Raw genomic sequence first — 9,320 nt, 5'->3', positions numbered from 1 at the left:
ACTATCTTGGGTTTGAGATTGAAGAAGAAGCAGTTTGGTTTTATTTGGAGGCATTGAAGGTTCCCATACCTCAGGTAGTCCAAATTCGAAATGAAGTCTTGATCGAACATTTTGAAGGACAACAGAATATTGTCAATTTTTATAAAGATCAGAAACCAAAAAGCTTGATATTGTATAAGGGAAAAGAAATAGGGACCTTGAATTTTTGATAAATTGCGGTATTTGTGCCTTTAGGTACAAAATATATCCCGTACCTAAAGGCACAGAAATCTCACGAAATCAAACTTTTTCTACCCATATTTTGCCCCTAAAGGGGCTGTTTTTTTGTCGTATTTCAGGGGAAATTCAATAAAGCCCTTCATTTAACCATGACCGTCCCACATTTTTTACATTTGGTATGTTCTGGATTGCTCCAGAATCTTTCCATTATCGGTGGCAATTGATTTACTATATCAGTGATTTCAGCATACTCTTCATAGAGTTTATTACCGCAATTTTCGCAGTGCCAAATGAAGCCGTCTTTCTCGCCGGGTTTGCGGTACCTTTCTATCACGAGACCAATGGTATTGGCAGGCCTTCTTGGGGAATGTGGGGTACGGGCCGGCAATAGAAACATCTCCCCTTCTCCGATTTTGATGTCCTTGACCTCTCCTTCATCCACTACCTTTAAGGTGATTTCTCCCTCTACCTGATAGAAGAATTCCTCCCCTTCATTATAATGAAAATCCTTTCTGGAATTGGGCCCACCAACTACCATGACAATAAAATCATCATTTCCTTTGTACATCACCTGATTGCCTATAGGTGGTTTTAGCAAATGACGATTATCTTCGATCCATTTATGAAAATTGATAGATTTGGCAATTGGCATCTTGTCTGTTTTTAAATGTCCTGTTAAGATATGGTCACTTGTTCCCGATTCAAAATCAATTCAGGAAGATTTGATTCTAAAAGTATTAAATAACTATCGTTTTTTATTTTATTTGAACTACCATTTGCAATATTTTATGAACCTTCCAATCATTGACACCCATTGCGATATTTTATCTTACCTGGCCAAAGTCCCCAATGCAGCGCCTGATAAGACTGAAGACATCGCCTGTTCCATTCCCTTGCTGGAAAAAGGTAATGTGAAAATGCAGGTTTGCGCTATCTATACTGATGTATCAGAAGGAAGTATGGAAATGGCAACAAAACAGGCCTTTAAGTACCGAGAAATGTTGATGACCCATGGAGATAAAGTTTGCCAAGTGGATGAGCCATTTTTATCCAATTTGGAAAATGGATCCAAAATAGGAATGGTCACAGCCATAGAAAATGCTGCCGGATTGGCCAATGAAAAAGCCGACATTACAAAAGCATTTGAACAGTTGGAGAATTTGATCAAACTAACCGGAAGGATGGCTTATATCAGTCTGACCCACCATACCGAAAACAGGTTTGGTGGAGGCAATTATACAGAAGGCATCGGGTTGTAAGATGATGGGAAAAGACTTTTGGATTACATTTCAGGAAAAAAAATCGCCATCGATCTCTCCCATACTTCGGATATGCTGGCCGAAGGTTTACTGAATCATATCGATACATCCAAACTTGATATTCCGGTTATCGCAAGTCATTCCAATTTCAGAAATATCTGGAACCATAAAAGAAACCTGACTGATGAATTTGCCAAGGAAGTTATTAATAGAAAAGGCATCATTGGAATCAATTTTCTTCGTGCCTTTTTGGATGATAAAAATTCTGAAAGGTTGTTTGAACATATCCTGCATGGATTTGAAATCGGAGCGGAGGATCAAATGTGCTTTGGTGCGGATTATTTCTATACCAAGGATTTCCCTGATAAAAACCGCCATCCTTTCTATTTCCCTTTAGCAGAGAATGCTTCCAAGTATCCCTCCATTTTGGAGAAACTCTCTGAAAGTCTTTCAACAGATCAGCTTAAAAAACTCGCCTATAAAAACTGTCAGCGCTTCTTTACCCAATTATGGAAAGGCCAAGAATAGCCTATTCACCATATTTCATGAAATTTGGTGAATACATTCACTGGATTAGATTGAATCTGATGAATAGCGTGATTTTAAGATATCAAGGACATTATAAGCAAAGACAACTTCAGGGATTTTCTTTTGTAATTTTCTTCCCACATTTTGCAAACCTTCTAACCATACTTCATGTATATTGTCTGTATGTCCAAAAAGTATCTTTCTCTAATATTGTTGCTAAGCCTTTGTGGCTCACAAGCTTTTTCGCAAAGTTTTGCAAGGAAATATATCAATGGAATCCTAAACGATACCTCAGACATCAGCAAGCCTCAATTTTTAATTTATCCTACTTTGGCCTATGCGCCGGAAACAAGTTGGGAAATCGGGCTTTCTTCTTTATTGGTCTATTATGCCAAAAGAGATACTACCAATCGGTTGAGTGAAATCAATGGTTTTACTTTTTTTACCCTTGAAAACCAATATGGACTTTGGTTTGACCATGCGATTTACTCTGACCAAAACAAATGGTTTTTTCTGGGCAGAATCCGGCTGCAGAGTTTCCCATTGAAATACCATGGCATTGGTATGGATACCCCAAAAGAATATCTTGCTCTTGTGGATGCCAATCAGATCATGATCAAGGAACGGGTATTGAGGGAAGTTAAAAGAAACCTCTATTTTGGCCTGGAAGCTGATTTTCAGCGCATATCAAGTGTGGATTTCAAGCCTGCTGAAAAAGCCCCTGAATTTGATCTTCCCCTTGGGTATGCCGGTTCTACCAATTTTGGTATGGGACTGGGATTGGTCTATGATGATAGGCACAACGTGCTGAATGTCAGAAAGGGGCGATTTTCAGAATTAGCTGTATTGAGGTATTTTCCAGGTTTCAGCGACTTTGGCTTCAATACAATCATTTCAGATACCCGAATATTCACCCCTGTGGGTAAAAACAATGTTTTGGCCTGGCAGGTCTTGGGACAGTTTTATTCAGGAGATGTTCCCTTCAACCAATTGGCACTGATGGGTGGTGACAGTATGATGCGGGGATATTACCTGGGCAGGTTTAGGGATAGAAATCAAGTTGCAAGCCAATTGGAATTCAGGATGTTGCCATTGCCTTTGGGTTTTTCCAAGCGTATCGGTGCTGCGGCATTTGCAGGAGCAGCCAATGTTTTTCCTGACTTTTCCAAGGCCTCCATCCATCAGACAGTTTGGTCTGCAGGTGGCGGATTGCGTTTTTTACTTTTCCCCAAAAAAGATATTTATACACGGTTTGATGTGGCTTTCACGCAGGAAGGTACCGGGTATTATTTGTTTATTGGGGAAGCTTTTTGAGATTGATAAATGCGAGACATGAGAAACGAGAGATTGAACGCTGATGACGCGGATTGAGCAGATAGTCGCAGATAAGATCAGTGTAAATCATAAAAATCAGCATCTTAAGTCCGGATTTTGAGCTGGTCGGAGAAAAAGAAATTACCGATTTAGGTCTTAAGGTTCCTAATCCACAATTTGTAAAAGATGGAAAAATCTATCTTTTTCTTAACTTGGATGATGAGTTGGCATATATAAGGCTACAGGTGAATTGATAAGGGTACTTTTTTTGTTTTCGAGGAATTTGGTGATCATATTATAAAAAGAAAATCGGTCTTGTTATGGATTTCTTAAGATATGTCTTTTCATTTTTGATTGATTCTCGTTATTACCAAACAGAAGAAAAGTCAGGTAAGAAATTAACTTGGTGGGATATTATTTTCCCCCCAGTATTAAAAATTGCTCTAATCCTAGGAGTCCTTCTGGGCTTAATAAAATTGATAATTTATTCAATAGTTTGAACATATCTAAAATCGCCAAAAATCTTTGACAATACCATTTAAAATAGAGGACTGCAAATCGGAAAGTTACATTATATATTTATTAAATCTACGCTATCAGTTTAGATACCACTATTATCCAAATATCCTCCAATTATCCACCTAGTATCAATCAAAAATCCTTTAAACCAACTCCGCCCCAATCCCATCCCCATCCGGGAAAGTCACTCCATCAGGGGTAATGCTAACTCCCTTTGCAATGTCTTTAGACAATAGCATGGCGCCATCCATATCCACATAATCCAATAACGGTGCTATATGGGCGATGGCAGAAATACCGATGGAAGATTCGGTCATGCAGCCAACCATCGTTTTCATGCCCAGTGATTTGGCTTCTTGGATCATTCTCAAAGCCGGAGTGATTCCACCTGCTTTAACCAATTTGATATTGATGCCATGGAACAGTCCATGACATTTTTTAACATCTTTTTCTACAATACAGCTTTCATCAGCGATAAGGGGAAGTTTACTGTGCTTGAATACCTCCTTCATTCCTTCCAGGTCATCTTTTGGAAGCGGTTGTTCCATAAACTCCACGTTGAGTTTGGCCAATGCTTCTGAGTATTCAATTGCTTGTTCGACAGTCCAGGCACAATTGGCATCTATTCTGAAAACAGCATCCGTATGCTTTCTCAGTTCATGTATGATTTCCATATCGTGGTCGGTACCAAGCTTGATTTTGTACAAAGGCCACTCCACCTCTTTCATTTTGGCCACCATGATTTCGATGCTGTCTATGCCTATTGTATAATTGGTAACCGGAATGGCTTTGGGATCAAGGTTAAGGTACTCATAGAGCTTTTTACCCTGCATTTTCGTATACAAATCCCAAGCAGCCATATCGAGAGCACATTGGGCAAAGGGATTTTTCATAAAAATATATTTGCTGATTTCCCAAAGCTCCTGAGGTTTTTCCCAATAACCCAATTCTACAAATTCCCTGCTTTCCTCCAACTTCTTGGTGATGTTATCCGCAGTCATACCATAAAATGGGTTCGTGGTTGTCTCACCCAGACCAATATACTTCCCTTCTTCCAACTTTACAATCACGGTATCCTGAACATCTCTGCTGTGGTGGGCAATAGTGAAGGTATGTTTGAGTGGCAAGTCTTTGACAAAGAATGATAGCTTCATAGTTAAATTTAAGTTTTACGGCAAAGTAAATTTATTTTTTTGGTTAAGTTCCTAACTTAGGAAATTAAATTAACTCAAGTTCCCAATGAATAAAGATAGTTCTATTAAATTATTGCTAGGTGTTTTTCTTTTTATTCTTCAATTAACTGTTTCCTGTGAACAGAAGGGAACTATTCCTGACATAGATGTTACTGTTTTGGAATCTGCCTATGAGAAGTATATCGAGAAAAGTGTACAGGCAAGAAGATTCAAAAATGCAGATGTCATCCATTTGGTGAAAGATCGAAAAGGTGATTTTGAAGTGGAAGAAATCGGTAAGTCTGTAAAAGGAAAAGCCATCTACCAAATGACATTAGGTAATGGTCCGACCAAGGTCTTGTTATGGTCCCAAATGCATGGAAATGAAGCAACGGCTACTATGGCGCTCTTTGACCTCTTCAATTTCCTTGAAGGAAAAGATGACGGTTTTGAAGACCTAAGAACCAAACTTAAAGAAAAACTTACCCTTCGTTTTATTCCCATGCTCAATCCGGATGGTATGGACCAATGGATCAGGCGGAATGCACTGGATATCGACCTGAATAGAGATGCAGCCAAACTGACCTCTCCTGAAGCTGTGATATTGAAAAATGCCAGAGATTCATTTGATCCGCATTTTGGCTTCAACTTACACGATCAGAATATTTATTATACCGCAGGCGAGACCGCGACTCCTGCGGCCATTTCAGTTTTGGCACCAGCCTACAATTATGAAACAGAAGTCAATGACATCAGAAAAAGAGCCATGCAGGTCATCGTAGGCATGAACAGGGTAATCCAGGAAGTTGCACCCGGGCATGTTGGAAAATATGATGATGCTTTTGAACCACGGGCTTTTGGAGACAATATTCAAAAATGGGGTACAAGTACCATTCTCATCGAATCCGGGGGATATCCCAATGATCCTGAAAAGCAGTATATCAGAAAACTGAATTTTATGATTATCCTTCACGCCCTTCAGGAAATTGCCGATCAGAGCTATGAAAGCTATTCCCTCGATGATTATTATGGGATTCCCGACAATTCAACGAGGCTGATGGATCTAGTACTGCGAAACCTTACTATCAAAAGGGATGATCTTCAATACGAAATTGATCTTGGTATCCGACAGCGGGAAGTAGATGCGCATGATTCCTACTTTGTCAACGGAGCGATAGAGGATTTGGGAGACTTGTCCATTTTTTATGGCTTTGATGAATTGGATGCATCAGGGATGGAAATAGTGGAAGGCAAAATCTATGAAAAGACCTTTGAAAGGATTTCGGATGTTTCTCCAGAAAATGCAATGGAGCTGCTCAAGGAAGGATTTATTGCTGTCAAGGTGAAAGAAGCCCTAGAAAGGGAATTATACGATTTGCCTATTCTTGCTTTAAATAAATCCACCAGCATTCCCTTTGATATCCGGACAGGAGGAAGCACCAATTTTTACCTTGCTCAGCGCGGTGAATTAAAATATGCCATTGTCAATGGCTACCTCATATCTTTAAATGCTCAGCCCAAAATTGGATACAAACAGCGGGTAATCTGAAACAAAGTGACAAATGATGGTAATATGAAAAACCATCATTTCTTTTTATATTGAATCCGAACTTTAATATAAGCTAATGACAACCACTTTAATTATTCTTGCTCTAGCAGTTCTTTTGGCTGTTTACATCATCAGCATTTACAACAGATTGATAAAACTGAGAACTACTGTTTCAGAGGCATGGAGCGGTATTGATGTTCAGCTGAAAAAACGGTATGATTTGATTCCGAATTTATTGGAAACAGTAAAGGGTTATGCCACCCATGAAAGAGAAACCTTGGACAGCGTCACACAAGCACGGACTGCTGCCCAATCAGCCCAAGGAGTCGCAGCGCAACAAGCAGCTGAAAACAACCTTAACCGATCTCTTATGGGGTTGTTCGCTGTAGCTGAAAGGTATCCTGATTTAAAATCCAACACCAATTTTCTTCAGATGCAGCAGGACCTGGCATCCATAGAACAGGATATAGAAAGATCCCGAAGATATTACAATGGTTCGGTGAGGGATCAGAATATTCTGATAGATTCATTTGCAAGTAACCTTGTAGCCAATAATTTCGGGTTTCAAAAATCAGCCTTTTTTGAGCTTGATAATGAAACCGAAAGGGCTGTTCCTAAAGTCAATTTCAAGTGAAAAGGTACATTTTTTTCCTTCTGCTGCTCGTTTTTGGTCAAACACTGTATGCACAGGAGGAATATATCAGGTCATTCCATTCGGATTTGCAGGTAGATGCTTCCGGTATGCTGACTGTTATTGAGACCATCGAAATTTATGCTGCCGGCGATCAGATCAAAAGAGGAATTGTGAGGACCTTGCCTTTGTCCGGCACGGATTATCGTTATAAAACTGTCAAAACAGATTATAAGGTCATCCATGTAAAAATGAATGGCGGGGACAGTCCTTATGATACAGAAAAGAAGCAGGGAAATTTATTTATAAATGTTGGTGACGATAGTTTTTTAGATCCGGGCTGGTATACTTTTCAAATAAAATATACTGCAGAGGGTCAATTGGGCTATTTTGAGGATTATGATGAGCTCTATTGGAATGTGAATGGCTTTGGCTGGGTTTTTAGAATTGCAAGCATTTCAGCAGCTGTGCAAATCCCGCAAGAGGCTGAATTTTTACAATCTTCATGCTATACAGGATATTCAGGCTCCACTGAACAAAACTGCAGTACAGAAACGCTTCCTGATGGTAGAATGATTTTCAGGGCAGAAAACCTTGCTTCTGGGCAAAATCTCACCATTGCAACAGGATTTACCAAAGGAATTGTAAGTCTTCCTCCCCCACCTACTTTTTTTGAACAGTTTGGTTTATTGATATTTACAGGTATTATGACCTTAGTCCTTTTGGTCTATTACTTCTATACTTGGCAGAAGTATGGGGTGGATCCACCCAGCCCAACTGTCATCCCTGAATTTAATCCTCCTTCCGAATTGTCCCCAGCTTCCGTGGGAATGCTCCATAAAGGATATTTTTGGGGAGAGTTGATATCCGCTTCTATTGTACACTTGGCTGTGAATGGGTATTTGAGGATTGAAGAAAAAAGTAGGGATCAGCTCTTTGGATTATTTAAATCCACCGAATTCCATTTGGTAAAATTAAAGGAGGAGGATGATGCTTTACCCAAAGAAGAGCGAAAACTGATGCAGTATTTTTTCACCAATACCAACCTTGCGGTCATTGATGGAAAATACAGCAGCCATTTTAAAAACATGTATCAAGCATACATGAATAGCTTGGTGACAGAACACAGGCCTTTCTTGACCCAAGGTAGCAACTGGAAATTTTGGTTTGGTCCCGTTGTTATTTTTATTATTTATGCTTTGGTTGCCAGTAGATTTGATTTTAGCAATTATGCTTCACCCAATTTGGATTTTAATCTGGAAAATATTCCAATACTTCCATTGGCTATTTTCTTTGTGGTTTTTATCAGCATTTCTCTTATAAAAGAAAGGGGGACAAACTGGTTGTTTTTTTCCTTGATAGGGATGTTGTTTTTGGGGGGTTCTTTTTATTTATTTTCCAATAGTGCCATTTCACTGAATAATTTTACTCTTATTGTTTTTATTATTTTCGCCGTCATTTCCTTCTTTACCTATATCTACCTTATCCGTAGGCCAAGTGAACAGAAATTGGATTTAAAGGCTAGAATTGACGGTTTCAAAAGGTATTTGAGTGCTGCTGAAGAAAGACAACTTCAGATGTTCAATCCCCCAAAGTTGACTCCAGAAGTATTTGAAAAGCTCCTTCCCTATGCCATGGCATTTAAAGTGGATAAAATCTGGGGACAGAAATTCCAAACCTTAATGGAAAGAGCCAGCCTTCAAAACCAGCACCGCACTTCTTGGTATTCGGGTTCCCGGGCATATTCCTATGGTGCATTGGGGAATCATATCAACAAATCCCTTACCAATTCCATCAATCGTTCTTCAGGTACGAATAGTAGCGGCGGCAGTGGATCATCAGGAGGGGGTTCTTCCGGGGGTGGAAGAGGCGGCGGAGGCGGAGGCGGACGTTGAGTTCTATATATTATGGGTATTTTATTGTAATTTTAAGGGATTAATCCATTTCTGCTTTTATGAAAAAACATCTTACTGCTATCATTTTTGCTTTGTCCATTATCATAGCAGCTGCAATTTTGGGTAATGCCATTATCAACAGAAATAAAAAATCCGGAACTGTTGATGTCACTGGTTTGGGGCAGCAGAATTTCACATCAGACCTGGTGGTATGGGAAGGTGAGTTTAGCCGGG

At 39.5% G+C, this 9,320-nt stretch carries 7 protein-coding genes and 1 pseudogene; 6 read left to right on the top strand and 2 right to left on the bottom strand.

Annotated features, from left to right (window positions below):
- Nucleotides 1-209, top strand: a 209-nt coding sequence (locus ACEW8U_RS00575) for a DUF6702 family protein (protein WP_373520083.1), incomplete at its 5' end; no start/stop codon positions are given.
- A 149-nt stretch (nucleotides 210-358) separates the two neighbouring features.
- Here ACEW8U_RS00575 and ACEW8U_RS00570 read toward each other — a convergent pair.
- Entirely contained in the window at nucleotides 359-871 is a 513-nt protein-coding gene (locus ACEW8U_RS00570; protein WP_373520082.1) for a 3-hydroxyanthranilate 3,4-dioxygenase, read from the bottom strand.
- A 136-nt stretch (nucleotides 872-1,007) separates the two neighbouring features.
- Here ACEW8U_RS00570 and ACEW8U_RS00565 point away from each other — a divergent pair.
- Nucleotides 1,008-2,006 (top strand): annotated as a pseudogene (locus ACEW8U_RS00565) (dipeptidase).
- Between the two features lie 168 nt (nucleotides 2,007-2,174).
- Nucleotides 2,175-3,320: a BamA/TamA family outer membrane protein gene (locus ACEW8U_RS00560; RefSeq protein WP_373520081.1), complete on the top strand. Its 1,146-nt coding sequence runs from the start codon at nucleotides 2,175-2,177 to the stop codon at nucleotides 3,318-3,320.
- A gap of 662 nt (nucleotides 3,321-3,982) precedes the next feature.
- Here ACEW8U_RS00560 and ACEW8U_RS00555 read toward each other — a convergent pair.
- Nucleotides 3,983-4,993, bottom strand: a complete 1,011-nt coding sequence (locus ACEW8U_RS00555) for a dipeptide epimerase (protein WP_373520080.1) — start codon at nucleotides 4,991-4,993, stop codon at nucleotides 3,983-3,985.
- Nucleotides 4,994-5,078: 85 nt separating this feature from the next.
- On the opposite strand from ACEW8U_RS00555, the gene ACEW8U_RS00550 reads away from it, so the two are divergent.
- The 3 genes from ACEW8U_RS00550 to ACEW8U_RS00540 all read left to right on the top strand — a co-directional run bounded on the left by ACEW8U_RS00550 (nucleotide 5,079) and on the right by ACEW8U_RS00540 (nucleotide 9,086).
- A complete protein-coding gene (locus tag ACEW8U_RS00550; protein WP_373520079.1) occupies nucleotides 5,079-6,560 on the top strand; it encodes a M14 metallopeptidase family protein in 1,482 nt (493 codons plus the stop codon).
- Nucleotides 6,561-6,636: 76 nt separating this feature from the next.
- The gene (locus ACEW8U_RS00545; RefSeq protein ID WP_373520078.1) at nucleotides 6,637-7,194 is read left to right on the top strand and encodes a LemA family protein; all 558 of its coding nucleotides are present in this window, start codon (nucleotides 6,637-6,639) and stop codon (nucleotides 7,192-7,194) included.
- Nucleotides 7,191-9,086 (top strand): DUF2207 domain-containing protein, encoded by a 1,896-nt coding sequence (locus tag ACEW8U_RS00540; RefSeq protein WP_373520077.1) that lies wholly within the window; start codon nucleotides 7,191-7,193, stop codon nucleotides 9,084-9,086. The genes ACEW8U_RS00545 and ACEW8U_RS00540 overlap by 4 nt, the downstream gene beginning before the upstream one ends.
- Nucleotides 9,087-9,320 lie beyond the last annotated feature (234 nt).

This window comes from Aquiflexum sp., assembly GCF_041751335.1.
Lineage (GTDB): Bacteria > Bacteroidota > Bacteroidia > Cytophagales > Cyclobacteriaceae > Aquiflexum.
This window is presented reverse-complemented; position numbering and strand designations above follow the sequence as displayed.